Raw genomic sequence first — 22,118 nt, 5'->3', positions numbered from 1 at the left:
GATTCCGTTTATTTAATTGTGAAGGGGTATTATTTATTCTGTAGGGTAACAGCAGATTTAAAAGTTTGAGAAACATAATCCACCCAAGTTTTACCCTTCATTTTAAATTCATAACCGTTTTTATGGATATAAGTCCAGTACCCCATATAAGAAGCTTCTGTAATTCCAGTGGGCTGGAGACGGTTCAGATATTCTCTTTCATCCATGAGGAACAGGGTGCCGCCTACATTATCCATCTCCAGGATTTCATCATTGGTATATCCGATGATCTCCTGCCAATCGCCTTTTAAATGGGTGTATTGAATGATGGGATGCTCACCATCAATTCGCCATTTTCCATCGACGAACCAATGTGTACCCAAATCTGTTATAGACTTGATGGCCTTCAGATCGCGGATGCTATCATTCAAATTCATCAATACATCAGTGAGTGATTCGATCAACTCAACATTATTGGTTGGTTGAGGTACAGTCAGTTTTAGAGCATATTTTGCTGGAATTGTGTTGGTGCGTTTCCAATTAGAAATTGCTTGTGTGGTAACACCAAAATATTTTGCAATATCCATTTGCCGGCGAATACGATGATTCTCGTACATATAGTCCTGTAATTGTTCGAATGTCATTTTGTCCTCATTTACCCCTGCAATCTTAGAAAAGGTCAGGTTAATAAACAATTCCTGAAATGGTTAATTATTGGTCAATTGGTATATTTAATTTAGATTTGATGCAATGAGGATTAAGTCAAAAATAATTTCCTTTCCATTCGCCTTTATTCTTGGCGCATTTCTCGTAGGCATTTTTGCCAACTGGCTCCCGGTTTGGGCGTCTATCATTCTTTTAATTATCGAACTTATAATTCTCATCCGCTGGCGGAATGTCTATATTGTAGGATTCTTCATATTAATGCTCTTGGGATTTACCCAAACAAAAATCCGACAATCAACTATTCAGCATCATAAAGATTCAGCGATTGCCTTAAATGAATCAGTAATTACTGTTAATGGATCTGTAATAGAAGTTGTAAAACGTGAAAAAGGATTTCGGATTCGATTGGATAATCCCATAATCTATTTGGATTCAATTAAAATTATATTTCCCTCTATTTTACTATTTACTGAATCAAACCAAGAAATTAAAGTGGGAATGACAATTTCCACTATGGGACAATTTAATGCTATCCAAGGTGCTCGAAATCCAGGCGAATTTGATTATAGAAAATTCTACGCAAGAAAAGGAATATATGGACGATGTTATGTAGAAGATGGAGTGATGATTGAGATACTTGATTCAAACATTAATATTATTCAGCGGACTCAAAATAATATCCGAACCCTATTCCAAAATAAAATTGGGGAAAATTATGGACTAATCACCGCATTAATTCTGGGCGATAAATCATCTGTTGATGCAGAAGTGCGGGAGAATTTCACCGATACGGGCGTTATCCATGTGTTGGCTGTGTCCGGTCTTCATGTTGGATATGTTCTGATTATTTTAATAATGATAGGTAAAATACTTCGTTTTCCTTGGGGTTGGGACAGGTTGCTAATTATTTTTGGATTGATCTTTTTTTGTTTTTTAACAGGAGGGAAGCCCAGCGTCATCCGCGCCAGCCTTATGGCAGGATTATATGTTTTGACACCGATACTAAATCGCCAGGGAAATCTTTGGAACACTATATTCTTTTCAGCTTTTCTCATTTTACTCTTCGATCCATTATATATATACGACCTCGGTTTTATTTTCAGCTACACGGCAGTTTTGTCCATTGTAATATTTTATCAATTGATCGAATCCATACTTCCAGAAAAATTAAAGATCAGTTCAATTAAATCAAAACCTGTCCGATTTATTTATGGCTTATTTATCGTTTCACTTTCGGCGCAGATTGGCACACTTCCAATTACAGCATTTTATTTTGGCAGGATTCCTATAATCTCGTTGGTTGCCAATGTGTTTATTGTTCCAATTGTGGGTATTTTAGTGGCCATTGGTTTTTGTATCATTTTCTTTGGATGGATTCCAATTCTTGGTGGGTTATTTGGACAAAGTGCATGGTTTGTTACAAATTTGATTTCTTACCTTGCTGAATTTTTTTCAGACTTTCCATTCGCTTTTATTGAAATGCCACATTTCTCACTCATTTGGATATTGATTTACTTTATTTTCATTAGCATCCCATTCTTGTTCTTAATTCCAAAATTTAAAAAATTCGCCTTATTCCCAGGATTAGTCATAATTGCAATTCTCACTTGGGACTATGGTGGATCACTAAAATATTTGGATATAATCTATTTAGATGTTGGGCAAGGTGATGCTATTCTCCTAAGAATGCCCAATAATAAAACAATGCTTATCGATGGTGGTCAAAAGTTCGGGAAACGTGATTATGGTGAACTTGTGGTAAATCCTGTACTCCAATATATGGGAATTGATCGAATCAATTGGCTTGTGATGACGCATCCACACAGCGATCATATTGGCGGATTAATCACTGTAGCTAAATCTTTTCCCGTTGATACAGTTTTTGACACATATCTTGATTATGATTCTTGGACATACAAAACACTTAAATCGAAATTAATTGAAAGAAATGCACTTGTTGATAAACCTTCGCCAGGAGAAATCAGATTTTTGGATAATAATTTAGCCATTGAGTTTTTTTCGCCAGATTCAGAATTTGTTAATAATTCCAGTAATATTAATAATTCCAGTATCGTTATGAAGCTGGTTTATGGCGAAACATCTTTCTTGTTTACGGGAGATCTCGAATTGGAAGGAGAATATGAATTAACTCAATATGGAGAAATGCTTAGATCAAATGTTCTCAAAGTTGGTCATCACGGCTCAAAAACGAGTTCCTCTGATGGTTTTTTAAAATTAGTGAATCCGGAAATAGCAGTTGTCTCAGTGGGGTATCGGAACAAATTTCGTCACCCATCAAATGATGTTTTAGAAAGAATTAGTCAATATGCAGAAAAAATCCACCGTACAGATCAATCCGGTGCATTGTGGTTACGATCCAATGGTTCAGAAATTTGGGAAGTAAGTTGGAAATAACCGCCGGTGTAGATGAAGCAGGGCGAGGTCCATTGGCTGGTCCTGTTGTAGCTGCCGCCGTTATTTTGCCTGAAAATCATGGCATTGTTGGATTGGCGGATTCTAAAAAAATATCCCCTAAAAAACGGGAAAAGTTATTTGACGAAATCAAAGCAGTCGCTGAAGTTGGTGTTGGTATTGTTTCCCATAAAAAAATTGACCGAATTAATATTCTTCAGGGCACATACCAAGCTATGCGCCAAGCATTAGAAAGTTTAGTCCGGAAACCCGATAAAGCACTGATTGATGGTTTTGCCCTTCCGGATCAATCTGTTAAGAATGAAGGAATCATTGATGGGGATAATAAAGTAGAATCTATTAGTGCCGCATCTATCATCGCAAAAGTCACTCGTGATAGAATCATGAAAGATGTTGCACCTATTTTTCCTGAATTTTATTTTGAAAAACATAAAGGATATGGAACGAAACAGCATATGGAAGCATTAAAGGAATTCAAAGCAACGCCAATCCATCGAAAATCTTTTGCGCCGGTTAAAGCAAATCTCCCTACGATGGAATGGTTGAAATCATCTAGGAAAATTGGAAGATTGGGTGAACAAATGGTGGCTCTCCAATATTTGAATAAAGGATATAAAATTATTGCAATGAATAAATCCTGCAGTCACTACGGAGAATTGGATATTATTTCAGAAAAAAATGGAGAATTGGTTTTTGTTGAAGTAAAAACAGCTACCAAAGATCAAATGGGTGGACCCATATTAAAAGTGGACCAATCAAAATTGGAAAAATTAGAATCTGCCATCCAATATTATCTATCAGAACTTGAAGATGAAAAGGATATACGACTTGATGTAGCTACTGTAATGCTGGAAAAAGAAGTAATTATAAAAAATTACGAAGGAATCAGTTTAGACTAATAATCTCTTCGTTCGAAATGGGAGAGCGTTCCTAACTTCGTCGCCTATGAATTCCAAAATATCTAAAATTATACACGAAATAAGGTCCTTGATAATTCTGGTTATTATTGTCCTCACGCTCAAAGTGACCATTTTTGAGTTATATATCGTTCCCACTGGAAGTATGGAAAATACAATTATGACCGGAGATTTTCTGGCGGGAAACCGCTTTGTATATGGAATGCGTACACCCGATTGGATTGGGATACCATATACCGACATTGGGTTTGAAGTGCCTTCCATGAAATTTCCAGCTTTCCGAGAACCAAAAAGGGGCGACGTCATAATTTTTAAATTTCCACGTGACGTGAAACAGAAATATGTAAAACGGTGTGTCGCCGAACCGGGTGATATGCTGGAAGTCAGAGACAAGCTAATCCATATTGATTCCAACCCCTATCCGCTCCCTGAAAATGGGAAATTTGTTATGTCCCCACTGTCCCCTTCGTTCGTTCAACAAGATATTTTTCTCGGGCAGCAAGGGAATAAGGATAATTTTAAATCGTTAAAGATGCCCCAAAAAGGTGATAAGATTGCAATATCTCCTGACAATGCACAGTTGTTACTGCATCTTATGCTTCTCGATGGTCATGAATTAAAATTGATAAGCGGTGGAAGGGAATTTCCCTTTACTATGGTGAGTCCCGATGAGTTATATCGTCGAAAAGGGAAGGTGGAAGTTTATACGCCATATTATCCTCAAGGAAATCTGCTTGTGCCATGGTCAAATAATATGCCAAAAGGCAATTTGCTTATTGACGGGAAACCTATAGGTGACCTTGATTATTATACCGTGGAGCAGGATTACTATTGGGCTATGGGTGACAATCGAGATGACAGTCTAGACTCACGATATTGGGGGTTTGTGCCGAAGTCCCATATTCTGGGTGAAGCTCTATTTACTTATTTTTCACTCGATCTAAAATCGTGGATTCCACGGTTTAACCGAATTGGCACTATTATTCAATAGGACTTGACTGGCAAAAATTCTGTAATGTAGTTTGGATCGGTAAAAGAAGCATGTTAATCAAAATGAAAACTATAATTTCAATCATCATAATTTTTTCTATTGCAGTAGCGCAAGAAGAAGTTGCGGATACAACTGTAGTAATTAATCCTGAAGTTTCGGCGATAGATACATCAAGCATACCGATTCCAATGGGTTTGGATTCAGGGTATAAGGGATTTCCATGGGGAAACCTGAAAGAGTCTCAAATACCCACGACTTTTGCAGAAATTGCTAATGGCGACAGCTTAGCTGTTAGCAAATCATTCTTGGGCCACTTGGGTCCCGATTCTGTCACAGTAACCTACTTTTTTGCCGATAGTGGATTTTGGAAAGTGGAAATTGATTTTGTAATTCAAAGGAAAAATATAGAAGCTCAATTGTCTGATTTCAGAAGATTGGAGAAAAACATTTCTGCAGTATACGGTCCTCCGGAAAAAATGAATCAAAAAGAATCTGGACCCTCTGGTTCATATTCCAATATATTGGAGCAGAAATTTGCCAATGCATTTTACAGATCAACATGGTCCGTTAGACCTGCGATCATCGAATTGCTATTGAATTCATCAGTTTTGTTGCCAAAATCAGATTTGTCCATTTTTTCAGGGAATTTCAGCCAATTAAAGTTGGTTTATTATAACCCAGACTATATGCATTCATCCCAACTATCACCTGCCCCGGAAGTCATTCCGTCTATTTTCGACATCTATTGATCCCGTTCCCCAGTTTATTTAGACTGGCAGTGTACTTATTTCTGTTATTCACTTTAACCCAATGTACTCATCCACCTAGGATGGTCAGAGAATACCAGTACTCAACTCCAAAATCAGACGTGCTTGAACAATGTCGAAAAATTCTCAACCAACTCGATTACGAAATAGATATCTATGGGCCGGAATCACATATGTTAGTGACTAAACCTGTAAAGTTAAAACGGGCCTTTATGCGCTATGACTACGTTGTCTATGTTCAGATTACCGATCGCGTTGAAGTTCATATAGCAGCAGAGCGTAGCATTTTTAGTCGGAGTTCTGAGTCAAGTGTCGGAGGAAGTGGATTTATTGAGATTCAATCTGAACCCAACATGCCATATAGTCTACAAAAAAAGATATTCGTCCCGATTCATAACGCTTTAAAGCAGAAAAAATAAATCGAATAAAAATCAGTTAATAAAATCCCATTTTATTAAAATAAAACTGTGTTAATTTCGTATTCAAAATTTTACTAACCGTCGTTAATTTGAAGTTCACTTTATGAGTATAGATTTCGCAAAGAAGGAAGCCCGCGAAGGGTATCTCCAATCAAAACTGGATGATTTGTTGGATGGTATTAATGCATCCTATGGTCAATCGCTACTGGATGAGTTGATGTCCAGACTAGAAGCGACAGTTGATGATTTCAATAAAGAAGTGGATGAATTGATGGGCTCCCTTAAAAAGAGCTCAGCAGAAAAAGAGAAATTGATCCAGCAAATTAAAGCTGGTGCAATGCCCAAAGCTGAAGAAGCGCCAACTGAGCAAGAAAGTTCAGATGACGTGGAGGAACCAAGAGAACTCAGTGAATGGGAAAAGCGGTTAGAGGGTATTAGTTAACGACTAAAAGAGGACACGATGAACGTTAAAGATAAAATTATTTTTGGGCTACTTATTATTTTGGTAGCCGCAGGCGGTTATTTTCAATGGATGGCCGATGATATGAAATCAAGAATGGATGTTCTGAATCAAAATGATAATGAACATGTGGATGTGATCGATAAAGAATTCCGAGAAGATTTGCGAAATTTAAACTTACGTTTCGAAGGACGTGGAAAGCATATTCGAAAAGCACAGCAGGATATTATTGCAAACACAAATCTCATTCACACGACGGCTGCTGAATTGTCTGATAAAATCGATGAAGTTCAATACAATCTTGATGAATTTAGTCGCAATACAGATAATAAGATTGATCGTATTAATAGCGATATCCTCGATATTCAGGACTCATTTGACAGTCAACGCCGTCAAACTAGACGTAAATTTTCTGACTTAGAGCAAAACTTAACCCAGTTGCAAAACGAGGTGAAAGAATGGCATAAACCTAAAGAAGATGAAAAAGGTAAAAGTAAAAAGCGTTAATTACTAATTATCCATGACATTTGAAGGAGAAGGGTTGTCCCAATGTTGGGATGGCCCTTTTTTATTTTATGCTTAAATCCCAAAAAGAAATGACAATATTTTATAAGGGCATTGATTATTTTAATGATAATCAATATAAAAAGGCCCACAAAGAATGGGAAATTCTATGGAAACATATTGGTCATGTACCTAGGAGGCAATGCATGAAGGTGTTTTTGCAGCTTACGGGAATTTATCAAAACATTGGATTAAAAAAGTTGGATGCGGTGCGCTATGGGATAAGAGTTGCCACTCAACGGTTAGAAGAAAATAATACATCTATTAATCAGTGGGTTGATGTTGATTCTATTGAGTCATTCCTAATGAAGTATGAGAATAAAAATATACCACTTAAAGCTTTTGATGAACTTGTATTAAAAAGAAAATGGGGTAGAGTTCACAAAGACCTCGGACCTGAGTGAACTTCTACCCCTTCCACATACCAAAGGTACCAAGCCAGCACCTTGATAGGTTAAAGTAAAAGTTTAATCAATGTAATGCAAGCTATATTTTATATGGATAAAATAGGAATAAAAAACGTGAAATATGTGCCGGAGGGGGGACTCGAACCCCCACACCTTTCGATACGCGAGTTTGAGTCGCGCGCGTCTACCAATTCCGCCACCCCGGCATAAATAGGGTATTATAGGATACCAAAATTTATTAAGTTTCTTAATTGCCAGTCAAGGTCATAGAATTGATATGTGAATATTTTTAGATTAAATTCGCAAAAGACAATTAAGATAAATAATTAGCGAACACTTGATTTTTTAACAATCAAAGGAATAATAATGATAACACCAAAAATACTTTTTCAAAATGCAAAAGACTTTGCGACAGAACCGGCAATTTCCGTCAGAGATTCTGATGGAAATTGGTACTCTAATAATTGGTCCGAATTGAGTGCAGATGTTATGGATATTTCCAAATCTCTTTTGGCTCTTGGGCTTGAATCTAATGATAAAATCAGTATTTATAGTTATAATAGAAAAGAATGGTTTGGCGCATATTTGGGGGTCCAAGCGGTTGGGGGTGCTGCTGTAGGTGTATATCATACCTGTTCATCAAAAGAGGTAGAGTGGATCGTTGGCAATTCAGATTCTAAAATCGTGTTTGTTGGGAATAATCCAGGGGATAATGATGACAAGAAGAGAATGCCGAACCACCGTATCCATAAAATTTTGGATAATCTCGAAAAAGTTGAAACGGTCGTATTGATGGATGGCATTGAAATGATAAGTCATGAAAAAGTTGTTTCTTGGGATGATTTTATTGCTAAAGGTAAGGGTGTCTCCGAAAATAATGTGAAAGAAAGACTCAGTCAAGTTGATGAAAATAACACCGCCTGTTTGATTTACACATCCGGAACAACGGGGAATCCAAAAGGGGTTGAATTAACACATAAAAATTGGACATTTGAAATTGCAGCCAGTGTTTCAACATTCAAGTTCTATCAAGGGGAGAGGTACTTGTCCTGGTTACCCCTGGCCCATGTATTTGGTCAATTTGTTGATATCAATTACTGGATACACAACGGACTTCATCTTTATATTTGTGATAATCCACTTTATGTAGTGGACTATGCAAAAGAGGTTAAGCCACATTTATTCATTGGCGTACCACGGATTTATGAAAAAATATATTCCACCTTGAAATCAGTAATCGATGGAAAAGCTATTCTTAAGTATGGTTTAAAGGTTCCCGGACTTTCTAAGCTCTTAAAAGGCAAACTTAAGGAAGCGATTGGGTTTACAGAAACACGGTTTTTAATCTCTGGTGCAGCACCTATAAATCCAAATATTTTAGTTCTTTTCCAATCCCTAGGAATACCACTATTTGAAGGTTACGGTATGACGGAGAATTCTGCCGGATCCACTATTAATTGGAGTGAACATAACAAGATTGGCACTGTAGGTAAAGCAATTCCTGGAACAGAAATTGCCGTGGCTGAAGATGGTGAAGTTTTAATGCGCGGTGATCACGTCATGAAAGGCTATTATAAAAATGAAGTAGCGACTAACGAAACCATTATTGATGGCTGGCTTTATACTGGCGATGTTGGTGAGATTGATTCAGAAGGATATCTTAAAATCACGGGACGGAAAAAAGAAATATACGTAAGTTCAGGTGGAAAAAATATTGCCCCCCTTGTTATCGAAGAAACAATGAAATCAATTCCATTGGTTTCTCAATGCTTTTTAGTTGGGGACGGTAGGAAGTATTGTTCAGCTTTATTTACACTTGACATTGGTGTGATTCTTCGAGATAAAATTGGAATTGAGGCACATAAAATACCAAAAGATCCAATTGAGCAAATAAAACTTTTAGAAGAGGGGGGGCATACTTTGTCTGATTTTACTAAAAGTGAAGATATTTTCGATGAAATACAATCCCAAGTGGATGAATTGAACGGGCAATTCTCTAACCCAGAGCAGCTTAAAAAGTTCTCAATTCTACCGCGTGATTTCACCATTGATGATGGTGAATTAACTCCTACTCTTAAAATTCGCCGTATTCAAATCAGGGAAAATTGGTCTAGTGTAATCGAGACTATGTATACGGATTGAATATGGCAAAAATATCGCTATTGGGATGTGGCACTTGGGGAAGTGCGTTAGCCCAAGGATTGGCTGAAAATAATCATGAAGTAAAAGCATGGCATTACAAAAGAGATGCTGTTGCAAAAATGGCATTGTCCAGAAAGCATCCCCGCCTTAAAGACTTTACATTCAAACCAAATATTAAATTTGATGCAGATTTAAAATCATGCCTCACCAGCGCTGAATGCGTTGTTGTAGCAGTTCCATCCCATGCAGTTCGCGATATAATTGAGAAAGCAAGGGGCCATATTCCAGATGATGCAGTAATAGTAAACGTTGCCAAGGGTGTAGAAAACGGCACATTGGAGACAATGAGTGAAGTAATCAGCGATGCATCGGGCCATAAATTGGAATATATAGTTTCTCTATATGGACCTAGCCATGCAGAAGAGGTCATTGACGGTCATCCTACAACGCTAGTATCTGCATCTATTTCAAATAGATCGGCTGAATTTATACAAACAATATTTTCTTCTCAAATTCTGAGAGTTTACACTAATCATGACATTCGTGGCGTTGAATTAGGCGGCTCATTAAAAAATGTGATTGCGATTGCAGCTGGGATATGTGATGGTATCGGATTTGGGGATAACACCAAGGCGGCATTACTTACGCGTGGCATTGCTGAGATTACACGACTCGGAATTAAAATGGGCGCCAACCCGGATACTTTTTCGGGATTGAGCGGCATTGGCGATTTGATCGCCACGTGCTTGAGTCGTCATAGCAGAAATCGGTTTGTAGGTGAGAAAATTGGTGAGGGTAAATCCTTGGGTTCTATTTTAGAAGAAATGGATATGGTTGCAGAAGGGGTGAAAACAACCCAATCTGTACACGATCTTTCGGAAAAATTTGATGTTGAAATGCCCATCTCGGAAGGGGTGTATCAAATTTTATTTAATGGCAAAGATCCAAAAAAGATAGTTACTCAACTTATGACCCGTGATTTGATCCACGAACGAAATAAACCATAGAATTTCCCTTTTTCTTCCTTTTCCCCAATTCACTCTAGGAAGTAATTTCCCTGTCTGCCCCTGTAGTTCAATGGATAGAATAGATCCCTCCTAAGGATTAGATACTGGTTCGACTCCAGTCGGGGGTACAAAATAATTCAACAATAAATATAATTTCTTAGATTCAAAGCCTAGTGAAAGAAACGGGTTGGGAATTCGAGATACGGAGAAACAATGTTAAAACCAAAAAGAAAAATATTAAGAAAAGAGATTCAGAGGGACCCATTCCTTGAAAGTATCTTCTCTTTGCGTGAACACCTTGTAGAGAAGAAACAGATTTATACTCGTGGGGCTATCGTCCTGGTGGGTATTGTTCTGTTGGGATATTTGTATACAAACAATCACTCTTCAAACCGTAAAGTTGCCGAGAATGTGATGAGTAAGGTTATGGTGTTTGTAGACTTAGGTGATAACGACAATGCTAAGATCCATTTGCAGGAATTGGTTGATGAATACGGTAGCACCAATTCTGGTAAGAACGCCAGTTTCTATTTAGGACGAATTCATTTTGATAATGGTGAGTACGATTTAGCTTTGCCCCATTTAGAGCGATTTGCAAAGAAGGGGGAAAATGTTTTACTGACAGGATCTACCTATGAAGCATTGGTCAATATCTATCAATCAAATGATGATTTAACCAATGCCATTCGATACCAAAGGATGGCATTGGTTAATGCCAATTCCCAAGAGGAAGAAGCTTGGGCGTCTTTAAAACTAGCAAATCTGTTAATAGCCAATTATGATAGTAGGGGCGCAATGAAGTTGGTTGAAACAATATTGAAAAATTTTGATCAAAATCAAACTTTAAAACAAAAAGCTAATGAGATTATGGGTAAAGTTAATACAGGGGAGGAAGACTGAATTAGTCTTTGATAGCGGTTTAATAATATGTATCTTTCCGGGCTGAAAAGTGGGTTGCCCGACCCACTTTTCTATTAATTAGACATGATTAGTTTGAAAAATAAGATTGCAGAATTAATTCCGGAAGACTTGGTTTTTCTTGACTTTGTCGAGAACAATAGCCTGTCATCAGTTAAAATAATTATCGATGGCGGGAAACCTGTGGACCTAGGGACTACGGCACGGATTGCAAAATCTATCAGGAATTCTGGGTTATTAGATGAGTCCTATCCTGGTGGATGCCAATTTGAGGTAACGACTCCGGGAATAGATGCACCACTAAAGCATCCGGTACAATTCAAAAAGAATCTAGGTAGAAATATCAAAGTGCGCACGATTGGTGAATCGGAAGCAGCTTCAGTTGAAATTTGTCATGTAGACGATAGTAGCTTTGAAGGGCTATCGTCAAGTGGGGTAAAAAGTCGGTATCAATTCAGTGAAATTGAATCGGCAATTGTTGAGATCAAATTCTAGTCCATTTGGAGGCATTTTGGTTAATAGAGAATTAATTGAAGTTTTTTCAGAAATTGCTCGCGAAAAAAACGTAGAGCGTTCAGAACTCGGTTCAATCATTGAGGGGTTATTCCTGCATATGGTAGAACGAGAAAGAGGCGATGCGAGTAATTGCAGTGTTATTGTTAACCTTGATAAAGGTGAATTTGAAATTTATGTCGAAAAGACAATTGTAGATGATATAGATGATCCAGTTTTTGAAATTACATTAGAAGAAGTCGCAAAAATAGATGCCGAAATGGCCGAGGATCTTGAAATTGGCGATTCTTATGTAGAGATTATTAATCCATTGATTTTTGGCCGTCGTCTTATTAATATGGCCAAACAATATTTTTCTCAACGGTTGCAGGATGTGGAGAAAAAATACATTTACGAAGATTACGCCAATCGCGTTGGCGAAATTGTTATTGGTACGGTTCACCAGGTTCAGCGGGATAATACCTTTGTTAATATCGAGCATGCTGAATTACGGATGCCGAGGAATGAACAAATTAAAACAGAACGGTATCGTCGCGGTGATTCTGTCCGCGCCATTATCAAATCAGTAGAAATTACTTCTCGCGGTCCGGATATTGTTGTGTCAAGAAGTGACAATCATTTCCTTTATAAGTTATTTGAAATGGAAGTACCTGAAATTGAAGATAATATTATTGATATTCGATCAATTTCAAGACATCCCGGTGAGAGAGCTAAGATTATTGTCCAGTCTCATGACCGTCGTATTGATCCAGTTGGTGCCTGTGTTGGTATGCGTGGCAGTAGAATCCAAGCAATCGTTCGAGAATTGAATAATGAAAAGATTGATATTATTAATTACAGTGATCAATCTGAAATTTTAATTTCACGTGCCTTATCTCCAGCTAAGCCATTGGACCTTTATATAGATGATGATCGAAAATATTGTATTGCAATTTTTGATGATGATGATCTTGAATTTGCCATCGGTAGAGGCGGTGTAAATGTAAATCTTGCTGCAGAAGTGACCGAATATCGAATCGATGCTTTTGGTAAAAAAGAATACGATCGCAAACAAAATGAGCAGGATGCGCTTTTGGCTAATATTCCTGATATGCCCGCTCGCGCTGTTAAACCTCTAAGTGAAAACGGAATATCAACTGTATCCGAATTACTAAATACAGAAGAAGATAATTTGCTAGAGATTAAAGGTATCGCTGATACAACGCTGGAAAAAATTTATAACGCAGTCCAGTCATTTGTAGAAGCAAATCAGGCTGAAGAAAAAATAGAAGAAGTTGAACCTGATTTAGCTGGATCCTTAGAAGAAGAGAGTCAAGCGGAATCTTCCGAAAAATCAATAACGGAAATCGAAGAATCACCAGAAGAAAAACTCGAAAAAATAGAATCATAATCCATGGCAAAACGTCGCATATTTCAAATAGCTAAAGAGCTAAACATATCCCATACAGAAATCCTTTCCTTTTTAAAAGTGAAGGGAATTGAAGTAGGTAGTCATATGGCACCTGTTGGAGAAGAAACCTATCATATCATATTAAGTGAATTTCATAAAGATAAAGAATCCATTGACCGATATAGAAAAGAACAAGTTCGTCGTGAAATTCATGATACAAGAATTCAAGAACGGCAACAGGCAAATAAAAAATTAAACCTTCTTTCTCTAGAAGATCAGCGGAAGCTTGAAGCTGAAGAAAGAAAAAAAGCTGAAGCAGATCAGAGAATAAAAGAGGAAGCAGAACAACTAATTGCCGCAAAAGAAGAAGAACGTTCTAAAATAGTAGCAGATCAAAAAGAAAAAGCAGAAGAAGAGCGCAAAGAAAAAGAAGAAAAAAGAATAAAAGAGGAAGCAGAAAAGAAAAAGTTAGAAGCTACAAAACCTAAAAAGAAACTTCGCAAAATCAATTTATCAGAGATTGCAACCCAAGTAGGCAAGGGTACTACTCATCGAAAGGCGGACCATAGGAAGAAGCCAGATCAAAAGACTCAAAGGTCTGCTGTTGATACCGTTAGAAAAATTACAGCAAAAATTGATACAAGAACAAAAAAGAAAATATATAGAAGAGAAAAAGAGACCCAATTCGATGAAGTTTCAAGCGATGATTTGAAGCCGATTAAAGTTGCAGAATTTTCAAGCGTTGATGAAGTTTCAAAAATATTTGGTACTAAATCAAATGATGTAATTCAAAAGTGTATGGGTTTGGGAATATTGGCCACAATCAACCAGAGATTAGAGTGGGATGTTATAGAATTATTAGCTGAAGAATATGGCTATGCACCAGAAAAGTTAGAAGACATTGGTGAAGAATTATTTACAATCGAGGACACTGAAGAAGATATTAAAAAAGCTATAGACAGGTCTCCTGTTGTTACCGTGATGGGCCATGTTGATCATGGAAAAACTTCTCTCTTGGATTATATTCGCAATTCCAACGTTGTAAGTGGAGAATCCGGTGGTATAACGCAGCATATCGGCGCACATCGCGTTGAGCTTAAGGACGGTAAATCGGTAACATTTTTAGATACTCCCGGGCATGAGGCTTTCACAGCTATGCGTGCAAGAGGAGCTCAAGTGACGGATATGGTCGTATTGGTTGTAGCTGCAAATGATGGCGTTATGCCTCAAACAATTGAAGCGATTGATCATGCTAAGGCAGCCGGAGTACCATTGATTATTGCCATCAATAAAATGGATCTTCCAGATATCGACCCTGAAAAGGTAAAACGAGAATTATCTGAACGTAATGTATTGGTTGAAGATTGGGGTGGGAAGATTCAGGCTATTCCAATCTCCGCTAAAACTGGAATGGGTGTAGATGACTTATTGGCATCCATGCATATAGAAGCAGAAATGTTAGAATTAAAAGCCAACGTTGATACCTTAGCTCGAGGTACGGTAATTGATTCCAAGTTAGATAAAGGCCATGGACCAATTGCGACCGTACTAATTCAAAAGGGTACCCTTAAAGTGGGGAATCCATTTATTTGTAATAATGTTTATGGTAAAGTTCGCGCTATGATGAATGAGCGAGGCCAAAGAATTAAAGAAGCAGGTCCGTCAGTGCCAGTCCAAATCTTAGGCTTTGATCAAGTCCCGCAATCAGCCGATATATTTGCTGTGGTTGAAAATGAACGTGAAATAAAACGTATTGCCTCAGAGCGTCAACGTCTCAAGCGGGAAATTGATCATAAGAAAATTTCTGCTCAGTCTCTAGACGCAATGTCTGCGCTTATAAAAGAAGGTGCCATTAAAAACCTACCCATCATTATAAAAGGTGATGTGGATGGCTCAATCGAAGCAATATCGGAACAATTGAGTAAAATTGCCAACGATGAAGTTGGCGTTCAAGTGATCCATAAAGCTGTTGGAATGATTTCTGAATCTGATGTTCTTTTGGCATCTGCTTCAAATGCTATTATTATAGGATTTCACGTTCAAGTTTCATCCAATGCTAAACTTCAAGCACAGCAAGAAGGTGTTGATATTCGAACATATAAGGTAATTTATAATGCTGTGGAAGAAATTACTTTAGCCCTTGAAGGAATGCTTGAACCAGAAAAAGTTGAAGAAATACTTGGTCGTGCCGTTGTGCAGGAAGCATTTAAAATTCCAAAAATCGGTGTTATTGCCGGCTCAAGAGTTTCCGAAGGTAAAATTGTGCGCAATGGAAAAGCACGAGTTATTAGAGAAGAGGAAGAAATTGCATCCGGCGAAATAACATCCCTAAGGCATTTAAAAGATGATGTCAAAGAAATTCGTGATGGTTTTGAGTGCGGTATTGGTATTGATAATTTCTCCAAATTCAAAGAGGGAGACATTATTGTATGCTATGAAATAAAGTCCGTTAAAAGGACGTTAGTACTCACTTGAGATCAGAACGACCCTTCAAGCGTACAGATCGGGTCGCCAATGAAATCCAGCAAATACTTGGAAAAATTCAGACACAAATTATCGATTTATCCGATTTAGGATTTGTCACTTTTTCTCGCGTTTCAATATCTCCTGACTTAAAAAATGCAAAAATATTTTTCAGTGTTGTTCAAAAGAAAAAATCTGTTAAAAACCTTCAGATCGAAATGAATAACCGTGCCAAAGCATTCCGTAAATTCTTAGGTCAAGAACTGCGAATCAAATATACACCCAAGTTAAAATTCTTTTATGATGATACATTGGACTATACCCAAAAGATCGATTCAATTTTCCACGATATAAGTTCTGACGATTAAAATCTATGATTTATAATATTAATAAACCGGTAGGTTGGACCAGCTTTGATGTTGTGAAAAAGGTCAGGGGTATTACAAGAGAAAAGAAGGTGGGGCACGGCGGAACACTTGATCCTTTTGCTGAAGGTGTGTTGATAGTAGGTACCAACAAAGACACCAAAAGGTTATCTGAGTTTTCCGGAAGTATTAAGTCTTATCGCGCAGTTTTAAAATTGGGTGAAGCAACAGATACTTTAGACCTTGACGGGACAATTATTGAAACCAAAGCTGTTCCCACTATAGAAAAGGCAATGGTAGAAAGTATCCTAAATAGTTTTATTGGCGATTACGAACATGTTCCGCCTATGTATTCTGCTAAAAAGGTAAATGGTGTTCGTCTTTACAAATTAGCTCGGAAAAATCAAACGGTAGTACGGCAACCCGTTGTTGTTAAGATTTATGATTTATCGCTTAATCTTATTGATGGTAATCACATTGATTTTTCTGTGTCATGCTCCAAAGGGACTTATGTTCGCGTTTTGGGCGAAGATATAGCCCAAGCATTGAATACCGTGGGTCATTTGATTGAATTGAAGCGTACTTCAGTAGGGGAATATGATATAAAAGAGTCTGTTGAATTAAAGGAATTTGAAACGGAATGGATGTCTACCGCCAACTAGAAAACATTCCCAAACTTTCTGATAGTGTTGTCACTATTGGAACATTTGACGGCTGCCATCGCGGGCACCAGGAAATTATTAAAAAAATGATATCTGTAGCAGAATCACATGGAACTAAATCTGTTTTGATTACATTTGATCCTCATCCGAGACATGTTTTAGAATCGGGTGAAAAATTGCCCCTTCTGTTACACACAGATAAAAAAATGGAAATTCTGGATTCATGTCATGTGGATATCGTTGTAGTTATCCCATTCACCATAGAATTTTCTCATCTGACGGCGGATGATTTTATTAACAAAATTGTAGTGAAAAATTTTAATCCATCTTACATCGTGATCGGTTATGATCATCATTTTGGGTTTGAACGAGAAGGATCACCTCAGTTTTTAAAAGATTTTGGAAAAAACAATGGGGTAAGCGTGGATATAGTTGAACCCATTTCAGATAATAAAGTCACTATTTCCAGTACTAATATCCGAAAATTAGTTCAAAATGGATATGTTCGAAGGGCATCATTTGAATTGGGTTGGGTATTTGGATTTGAGGCGAATGTTATCCATGGGGCAGGTCGAGGCAAAGGTCTAGGATTCCCTACGGCTAACTTTATTCCTGAAGAGAAAAATCAATTAATTCCTGCCAGCGGTGTCTATTGTATCCGCGGAAGGATTGATGGAAACTATCTCTATGGAATGTGTAATTTGGGAGTTCGTCCTACCTTTGGTGAGACTGATTTTGTGATGGAAGTTCACTTTATTGATCAGGAGCTGGATGATCTCTACGGAAAGAAAATTACTGTAGAATTTTTAGAACGGATAAGAGATGAACAAAAATTCTCTAACCCTCAAGATTTAATTAAACAGTTAAAAAAAGATAAACAATTCTGCATGAGATTGATGCAGAAATATAACTAGGAGACAAAATGTCCTTAACAAATGAACAAAGACAAGAGATTGTCAAACAATTCGGTAAAGATGAAAAAGATACCGGATCAACAGAAGTACAAGTTGCTTTATTGACAGCTCGGATCAGATACCTGACTGAGCATGCTAAAGAAAACAAAAAAGATAATCACTCCCGACGTGGATTGGTCATGCTGGTATCACAGCGTAAAAAACTTTTAAAATACCTCCGCCGGATAAATCCGGATGGATATTTGAATGTGACACAAGAATTGTCCATTCGCAGAAATTAATACAGGAAAAAAGAGAACAAAATGAAAAGACAAGAAATGATGCTCAATGGGAATACACTCTCTATTGAGACCGGACAAGTTGCCCGCCAATCATCCGGATCCGTTATCGTATCCCATGGTGAAACAACAATTTTGGTAGCGGTAAATGCAGCCAAAGAAGCACGTGAAGATATAAACTTCTTCCCATTGCAAGTTGAATATCGTGAACGCCATTATGCCGGCGGTAAAATTCCAGGTGGATTTTTCAAAAGGGAAGCACGTCCTTCTGAACATGAAATATTAACAAGTAGACTTACGGATAGACCTATTCGACCGTTATTCCCAAAATCATTCAAATGTGAAACGCAGGTAATTATAACAGTTTTATCTAGTGATGGAGAAAACATGGCTGATACCTTGGCTGGTATTGGTGCTTCTGCTGCATTGATGATTTCAGATATCCCATTTAATGGTCCAATCGCCACAGTTCGCGTAGGCCGCATTAATGGTGATTTTGTTGTTAACCCAACTCGAACCCAAATGGAAGATTCGGATATGGAAATTATTGTTTCCGGAAATGACGAAACTATTGTGATGGTTGAAGGGTCAGCAAAGTTGATTACCGAGGAAGAATTCATTGATGCTATGAAATTTTCCCATGGACCGATAAAAGAACTTATCGCCTTGCAAAATGCATTAATCAGTGAAATCGATGTTGTTAAACGCGAAATCCCAGAAGTCAAAACTGATAAAGAATTAGAAAAAGCAGTTTCCGACCTCGTAACAGCAAAAATTGATGCTGCAATTAAAACTGGTGATAAACACAGTCGTGAAAACATGATTTCCGCTTTAAAAGAAGAAGCGCAGGAAGCTTTTGTAGAATCGCACCCTGAATCAGAAAAAATGATTAGTGGCTTTATTGGTGACCAACTAAAAACAGCTTTCCGCGAACAGATCCTTTCTGATGCAGTTCGTTCTGACGGTCGTAAAACAACGGATATTCGTCCGATTACTATTGAGACAGGCATTCTGCCTCGTACACACGGATCGGCCTTATTTACCCGGGGAGAAACCCAGGCTATTGTTGTTCTTACCATGGGAACGCCTAGGTATGAACAGATAATTGATAGCATGGACTTGGATATTAAGAAGAAATTCTTTCTCCATTACAACTTCCCGCCTTACTGTGTTGGTGAAACTGGCCGGGTAGGCTTTACAAGTCGACGAGAAATAGGACATGGGAATTTAGCGGAAAGAGCAATTAAAGAAATTTTACCCGAATATGAGGATTTTCCTTATACTATACGGATTGTTTCTGAAATCACCGAATCAAATGGCTCATCTTCGATGGCATCCGTTTGTGGCGGTTCTTTGGCCTTAATGAATGCAGGTGCACCTTCTAAAGGTCACGTTGCTGGTATTGCCATGGGATTGATTAAAGACGGAGATCGTTACGCTGTATTGAGTGATATTCTCGGCGCTGAAGATCATTTGGGAGATATGGATTTCAAAGTGGCCGGTACCAGAGATGGTATCTCAGCGATTCAACTTGACTTGAAAATTGAAGGTATCACTTTTGATTTGATGGAAGAAGCATTAGCGCAAGCAAAAGCAGGGCGTAATCATATTTTGGACCTTATGTATGAAGCAGTTCCAGAACCACAGGAAATGTCAACATATGCACCAAAAATATTATCACTTCAGATTAACCCTGAAAAAATTGGTGGTTTAATTGGTCCCGGCGGTAAGACGATTAAAAGGATCATTGCTGATACTGAATGCGACGTAAATGTAGATGACGACGGTATTGTTACTGTTGCTAGTCTCGATTTAAAACGATGTCAAGAAGCCATTGAAATTGTTCGCGCAATTACGCTCGAACCTGAAGCAGGAATGGAATTCGATGGAACTATTACCAGACTCATGAGCTTTGGTGCCTTTGTTGAATTTGCTCCAGGACGCGAAGGTCTGATTCATATTTCTGAAATGGAATGGCATCGTGTAGAAAAAGTGGAAGATGTTGTTAAACCTGGCGATCCTGTTCGAGTTAAACTTATTAAAGTTGACGATCAGGGCAGATTGGATTTCAGCAGAAAAGCTTTGTTGGAAAAACCTGAAGGTTACGTTGAACGTCCTCCAAGGGAGAGAAGCGATAGCAACAGAGGTGGCGGCGGAAGACGTCCTTTCAGAAGAAATTAATACTGCTTATTTGGAATTGCGATAATGATTATAGGAACACCTAAAGAGATAAAATCCCACGAGAATAGGGTGGCATTAACTCCCCACGTGGCCTTGGAGCTATCTATATCTGGACATGAAGTTTTGATAGAGAAAAGTGCAGGGTTCTCCTCAGGTTTTTCTGATGATGATTATGAATCGATTGGCTGTAAAATTGTAGATTCAGCCAAAGAAATATTCCAAAACGCTGAAATGGTAGTTAAGGTTAAGGAGCCGCAACCTGAAGAAGTAGCCATGTGTCATTCCGATACGACACTGTTTACATATTTTCATTTTGCGGCCGACGAACCTTTGACTAAAGGATTTCTTGATTCGGGTGCCACTGCCATAGCATATGAAACAATTATGCTACCAGATGGCTCTTTGCCGTTACTTATTCCCATGAGTGAAGTAGCCGGTCGCATGTCTGTACAGGAAGGTGCGAAATATCTGGAAAAATTTCATGGTGGCAAAGGAAAGTTATTAGGAGGCGTGCCAGGGGTAGAGCCTGGGACTGTAACCATTTTGGGTGGTGGAATAGTGGGTACCAATGCAGCGCATATTGCATCTGGTCTCGGCGCCAATGTGAATATTCTGGATGTTAATCTAAATAGATTGCGCTATCTGGATGAAATAATGCCTAAAAACGTCCGTACTATTTACAGTAACCAATATAATTTGCAAGAGTTACTGCCTTGGACAGATCTACTGATTGGGGCAGTTCTTATTCCCGGAGCTAAGGCGCCAAATTTGGTAACAAGAGAAATGTTGAAAATTATGATTCCTGGAACAGTTTTGGTAGATGTAGCTGTAGATCAAGGTGGATGCATTGAAACTTGTAAACCGACAACCCATGAGGATCCCATTTATGAAGTGGACGGAATTATCCATTATTGCGTAGCAAATATGCCAGGTGCCGTTCCTTTTACTTCAACCACTGCATTAACCAATGCAACGAACCCATATGTGCAAACACTGGCGAACAAAGGAATTTTAAATGCGTTAAAATCAGACCCGGCATTGCTTAAGGGCTTGAATGTATACGAAGGAAAAATAACACATCGTGGTGTTGCAGATGCATTTGAAATGGATTTTATATCTCCGGATGAAGCAATAGCTTAAGTCTATTTATTTCCATCCATAATACTTGTTTTAAGACAGGTTGTTGGCTTAATATAAAGTATTAGTTTAACAGGATTTATGATGGACCAACAAACACAATCTATAAAAAAATTATATTATTCCATTGGGGAAGTAAGTAAAGTTGCGGAGTTAAAGCAATACGTTCTACGTTACTGGGAAACCGAATTCAAACAATTAAGCCCATCTAAAAACAAGGCGGGAAATAGGACGTATCGGCAAAAAGATATCGACCTGATTTTGAGAATTAAAGATTTGCTTTATATTAAAAAATTTACCATCGAAGGTGCACGAAACATGCTCAATAAAGAGGGCAGCCTTGAAGATGCGTCTTTAGTTGAAGATTCTTCTAATACGATTGATATAGATTTGATGATTAAAATTCGAAGTGAATTAAAATCAATAATAGAAGATTTGCATAAATAATTCGGGGCGTGGCGCAGTCCGGTAGCGCACTTGGCTGGGGGTCAAGTGGTCGCAGGTTCAAATCCTGTCGCCCCGACATATTGACGACAAAGTAAGTT

General features: G+C 38.0%; 21 protein-coding genes, 3 tRNA genes and 1 pseudogene. 23 read left to right on the top strand and 2 right to left on the bottom strand.

Annotated elements, in window-relative coordinates; all coding sequences use genetic code 11:
• Positions 1-29: 29 nt before the first annotated feature.
• On the bottom strand, positions 30-623 hold the full coding sequence (locus tag HN459_07320) for a hypothetical protein (protein ID MBT3479255.1): 594 nt from the start codon (positions 621-623) through the stop codon (positions 30-32).
• Between the two features lie 106 nt (positions 624-729).
• On the opposite strand from HN459_07320, the gene HN459_07315 reads away from it, so the two are divergent.
• The 8 genes and pseudogenes from HN459_07315 (at position 730) to HN459_07280 (ending at position 7,600) form a co-directional block, all read left to right on the top strand.
• Positions 730-3,060, top strand: a complete 2,331-nt coding sequence (locus HN459_07315; GenBank protein ID MBT3479254.1) for a DNA internalization-related competence protein ComEC/Rec2 — start codon at positions 730-732, stop codon at positions 3,058-3,060.
• Positions 2,970-3,584, top strand: a pseudogene (locus HN459_07310) (ribonuclease HII). The gene HN459_07315 and the pseudogene HN459_07310 overlap by 91 nt, the downstream one beginning before the upstream one ends.
• Before the next feature lie 784 nt (positions 3,585-4,368).
• Positions 4,369-4,986, top strand: coding sequence for a signal peptidase I (gene lepB / locus HN459_07305; protein MBT3479253.1), 618 nt, complete (start codon positions 4,369-4,371; stop codon positions 4,984-4,986).
• Between the two features lie 62 nt (positions 4,987-5,048).
• Complete coding sequence (locus HN459_07300; protein MBT3479252.1) at positions 5,049-5,735, top strand: hypothetical protein; 687 nt, start codon at positions 5,049-5,051, stop codon at positions 5,733-5,735.
• 191 nt (positions 5,736-5,926) lie between these two features.
• Positions 5,927-6,172, top strand: a complete 246-nt coding sequence (locus HN459_07295; GenBank protein ID MBT3479251.1) for a hypothetical protein — start codon at positions 5,927-5,929, stop codon at positions 6,170-6,172.
• A 103-nt stretch (positions 6,173-6,275) separates the two neighbouring features.
• Positions 6,276-6,614, top strand: coding sequence for a hypothetical protein (locus HN459_07290; protein ID MBT3479250.1), 339 nt, complete (start codon positions 6,276-6,278; stop codon positions 6,612-6,614).
• Positions 6,615-6,632: 18 nt separating this feature from the next.
• Positions 6,633-7,139, top strand: coding sequence for a hypothetical protein (locus tag HN459_07285; protein MBT3479249.1), 507 nt, complete (start codon positions 6,633-6,635; stop codon positions 7,137-7,139).
• A gap of 68 nt (positions 7,140-7,207) precedes the next feature.
• A complete protein-coding gene (locus tag HN459_07280; GenBank protein MBT3479248.1) occupies positions 7,208-7,600 on the top strand; it encodes a DUF309 domain-containing protein in 393 nt (130 codons plus the stop codon).
• 127 nt (positions 7,601-7,727) lie between these two features.
• Here HN459_07280 and HN459_07275 read toward each other — a convergent pair.
• Positions 7,728-7,809: transfer RNA gene (locus HN459_07275), tRNA-Leu, on the bottom strand.
• A 160-nt stretch (positions 7,810-7,969) separates the two neighbouring features.
• Here HN459_07275 and HN459_07270 point away from each other — a divergent pair.
• From HN459_07270 to HN459_07200, 15 genes are all read left to right on the top strand, one after another.
• Entirely contained in the window at positions 7,970-9,745 is a 1,776-nt protein-coding gene (locus HN459_07270; protein ID MBT3479247.1) for an AMP-binding protein, read from the top strand.
• Positions 9,746-9,747: 2 nt separating this feature from the next.
• A complete protein-coding gene (locus tag HN459_07265) occupies positions 9,748-10,752 on the top strand; it encodes an NAD(P)-dependent glycerol-3-phosphate dehydrogenase (protein ID MBT3479246.1) in 1,005 nt (334 codons plus the stop codon).
• A 56-nt stretch (positions 10,753-10,808) separates the two neighbouring features.
• A tRNA-Arg gene (locus tag HN459_07260) sits at positions 10,809-10,880 on the top strand.
• Positions 10,881-10,965: 85 nt separating this feature from the next.
• The gene (locus tag HN459_07255) at positions 10,966-11,652 is read left to right on the top strand and encodes a hypothetical protein (GenBank protein ID MBT3479245.1); all 687 of its coding nucleotides are present in this window, start codon (positions 10,966-10,968) and stop codon (positions 11,650-11,652) included.
• A 93-nt stretch (positions 11,653-11,745) separates the two neighbouring features.
• Positions 11,746-12,165 carry a hypothetical protein gene (locus HN459_07250; GenBank protein ID MBT3479244.1) on the top strand — a complete coding sequence of 140 codons (420 nt, stop codon included), beginning with the start codon at positions 11,746-11,748 and terminating at the stop codon, positions 12,163-12,165.
• Positions 12,149-13,573, top strand: a complete 1,425-nt coding sequence (nusA, locus tag HN459_07245; protein MBT3479243.1) for a transcription termination factor NusA — start codon at positions 12,149-12,151, stop codon at positions 13,571-13,573. The genes HN459_07250 and nusA overlap by 17 nt, the downstream gene beginning before the upstream one ends.
• Positions 13,574-13,576: 3 nt before the next feature.
• Positions 13,577-16,048 carry a translation initiation factor IF-2 gene (gene infB / locus HN459_07240; GenBank protein MBT3479242.1) on the top strand — a complete coding sequence of 824 codons (2,472 nt, stop codon included), beginning with the start codon at positions 13,577-13,579 and terminating at the stop codon, positions 16,046-16,048.
• Positions 16,045-16,404, top strand: coding sequence for a 30S ribosome-binding factor RbfA (rbfA, locus tag HN459_07235; protein MBT3479241.1), 360 nt, complete (start codon positions 16,045-16,047; stop codon positions 16,402-16,404). The genes infB and rbfA overlap by 4 nt, the downstream gene beginning before the upstream one ends.
• A gap of 5 nt (positions 16,405-16,409) precedes the next feature.
• Positions 16,410-17,063 carry a tRNA pseudouridine(55) synthase TruB gene (gene truB, locus HN459_07230; protein MBT3479240.1) on the top strand — a complete coding sequence of 218 codons (654 nt, stop codon included), beginning with the start codon at positions 16,410-16,412 and terminating at the stop codon, positions 17,061-17,063.
• Positions 17,042-17,977: a bifunctional riboflavin kinase/FAD synthetase gene (locus tag HN459_07225; protein MBT3479239.1), complete on the top strand. Its 936-nt coding sequence runs from the start codon at positions 17,042-17,044 to the stop codon at positions 17,975-17,977. Before truB ends, HN459_07225 begins: the two co-directional genes overlap by 22 nt.
• An 8-nt stretch (positions 17,978-17,985) precedes the next feature.
• Entirely contained in the window at positions 17,986-18,258 is a 273-nt protein-coding gene (gene rpsO / locus HN459_07220; GenBank protein ID MBT3479238.1) for a 30S ribosomal protein S15, read from the top strand.
• 21 nt (positions 18,259-18,279) lie between these two features.
• Positions 18,280-20,436, top strand: coding sequence for a polyribonucleotide nucleotidyltransferase (pnp, locus tag HN459_07215; GenBank protein MBT3479237.1), 2,157 nt, complete (start codon positions 18,280-18,282; stop codon positions 20,434-20,436).
• 24 nt (positions 20,437-20,460) lie between these two features.
• The gene (gene ald, locus HN459_07210; GenBank protein MBT3479236.1) at positions 20,461-21,576 is read left to right on the top strand and encodes an alanine dehydrogenase; all 1,116 of its coding nucleotides are present in this window, start codon (positions 20,461-20,463) and stop codon (positions 21,574-21,576) included.
• 81 nt (positions 21,577-21,657) lie between these two features.
• Complete coding sequence (locus tag HN459_07205; protein ID MBT3479235.1) at positions 21,658-22,020, top strand: MerR family transcriptional regulator; 363 nt, start codon at positions 21,658-21,660, stop codon at positions 22,018-22,020.
• A gap of 2 nt (positions 22,021-22,022) precedes the next feature.
• Positions 22,023-22,096 (top strand) — tRNA-Pro (locus HN459_07200).
• Positions 22,097-22,118 lie beyond the last annotated feature (22 nt).

The sequence above is a fragment of the Candidatus Neomarinimicrobiota bacterium genome (assembly GCA_018647265.1).
In the GTDB taxonomy this organism is placed as follows: Bacteria; Fidelibacterota; Marinisomatia; order Marinisomatales; family TCS55; genus TCS55.
Note: the sequence above shows the minus strand (reverse complement) of the source record. Positions and strands in the feature narration are given on the sequence as shown.

What these genes read in the sequence shown, in the direction of transcription:
- HN459_07255 (MBT3479245.1), top strand. Translation starts at nt 10,966, where the DNA reads ATGTTAAAACCAAAAAGAAAAATATTAAGAAAAGAGATTCAGAGGGAC.
- infB (MBT3479242.1), top strand. Translation starts at nt 13,577, where the DNA reads ATGGCAAAACGTCGCATATTTCAAATAGCTAAAGAGCTAAACATATCC.
- ald (MBT3479236.1), top strand. Translation starts at nt 20,461, where the DNA reads ATGATTATAGGAACACCTAAAGAGATAAAATCCCACGAGAATAGGGTG.
- HN459_07265 (MBT3479246.1), top strand. Translation starts at nt 9,748, where the DNA reads ATGGCAAAAATATCGCTATTGGGATGTGGCACTTGGGGAAGTGCGTTA.
- HN459_07300 (MBT3479252.1), top strand. Translation starts at nt 5,049, where the DNA reads ATGAAAACTATAATTTCAATCATCATAATTTTTTCTATTGCAGTAGCG.
- pnp (MBT3479237.1), top strand. Translation starts at nt 18,280, where the DNA reads ATGAAAAGACAAGAAATGATGCTCAATGGGAATACACTCTCTATTGAG.
- HN459_07295 (MBT3479251.1), top strand. Translation starts at nt 5,927, where the DNA reads ATGTTAGTGACTAAACCTGTAAAGTTAAAACGGGCCTTTATGCGCTAT.
- rpsO (MBT3479238.1), top strand. Translation starts at nt 17,986, where the DNA reads ATGTCCTTAACAAATGAACAAAGACAAGAGATTGTCAAACAATTCGGT.
- HN459_07280 (MBT3479248.1), top strand. Translation starts at nt 7,208, where the DNA reads ATGCTTAAATCCCAAAAAGAAATGACAATATTTTATAAGGGCATTGAT.
- HN459_07315 (MBT3479254.1), top strand. Translation starts at nt 730, where the DNA reads ATGAGGATTAAGTCAAAAATAATTTCCTTTCCATTCGCCTTTATTCTT.
- truB (MBT3479240.1), top strand. Translation starts at nt 16,410, where the DNA reads ATGATTTATAATATTAATAAACCGGTAGGTTGGACCAGCTTTGATGTT.
- HN459_07290 (MBT3479250.1), top strand. Translation starts at nt 6,276, where the DNA reads ATGAGTATAGATTTCGCAAAGAAGGAAGCCCGCGAAGGGTATCTCCAA.
- HN459_07270 (MBT3479247.1), top strand. Translation starts at nt 7,970, where the DNA reads ATGATAACACCAAAAATACTTTTTCAAAATGCAAAAGACTTTGCGACA.
- HN459_07285 (MBT3479249.1), top strand. Translation starts at nt 6,633, where the DNA reads ATGAACGTTAAAGATAAAATTATTTTTGGGCTACTTATTATTTTGGTA.
- HN459_07320 (MBT3479255.1), bottom strand. Translation starts at nt 623, where the DNA reads ATGACATTCGAACAATTACAGGACTATATGTACGAGAATCATCGTATT.
- HN459_07225 (MBT3479239.1), top strand. Translation starts at nt 17,042, where the DNA reads ATGGATGTCTACCGCCAACTAGAAAACATTCCCAAACTTTCTGATAGT.
- lepB (MBT3479253.1), top strand. Translation starts at nt 4,369, where the DNA reads ATGCTGGAAGTCAGAGACAAGCTAATCCATATTGATTCCAACCCCTAT.
- HN459_07205 (MBT3479235.1), top strand. Translation starts at nt 21,658, where the DNA reads ATGGACCAACAAACACAATCTATAAAAAAATTATATTATTCCATTGGG.